This is a genomic window from Methylomonas sp. LWB (genome assembly GCF_001856095.1).
Taxonomy (GTDB): Bacteria; Pseudomonadota; Gammaproteobacteria; order Methylococcales; family Methylomonadaceae; genus Methylomonas; species Methylomonas koyamae_A.
In genome coordinates this window covers 1-482 of sequence record NZ_MKMC01000086.1, presented here as the reverse complement: position 1 = coordinate 482, position 482 = coordinate 1, and the positions used below count along the sequence as shown (strand labels likewise).

Genomic DNA, 482 nt, shown 5'->3' with positions numbered 1-482 from the left:
TGGTTGGTTGTGTGTTGTTTGAGAACTGCACAGTGGACGCGAGCATCTTTGTTGTAAGTAATGAAGAGCGTACGGTGGATGCCTTGGCACCAGGAGCCGATGAAGGACGTAGGAGGCTGCGATAAGCCTCGGGGAGCTGTCAACCGAGCTGAGATCCGAGGATGTCCGAATGGGGAAACCCAGCACGAGTGATGTCGTGTTACCCGCACCTGAATATATAGGGTGTGTGGAGGGAACGTGGGGAAGTGAAACATCTCAGTACCCACAGGAAGAGAAAACAATAGTGATTCCGTGAGTAGTGGCGAGCGAAAGCGGAAGAGGCTAAACCATGGATGTGTGATAGCCGGCAGGTGTTGCATTCGTGGGGTTGTGGGGTTCATCTTGTCAATGCTGCCGTGTTGGCCGACAGTAAGAAATCATTGTGTTAGTGGAAGTGGTCTGGAACGGCCTGTCGTAGAGGGTGAGAATCCCGTACACGAAAA

Annotated in this window: 1 rRNA gene; it reads left to right on the top strand. The window is 52.3% G+C overall.

Annotated features, from left to right (window positions below):
- Positions 1 to 51 precede the first annotated feature (51 nt).
- Positions 52 to 482, top strand: a 23S ribosomal RNA gene (locus BJL95_RS21725); the annotation flags it as partial.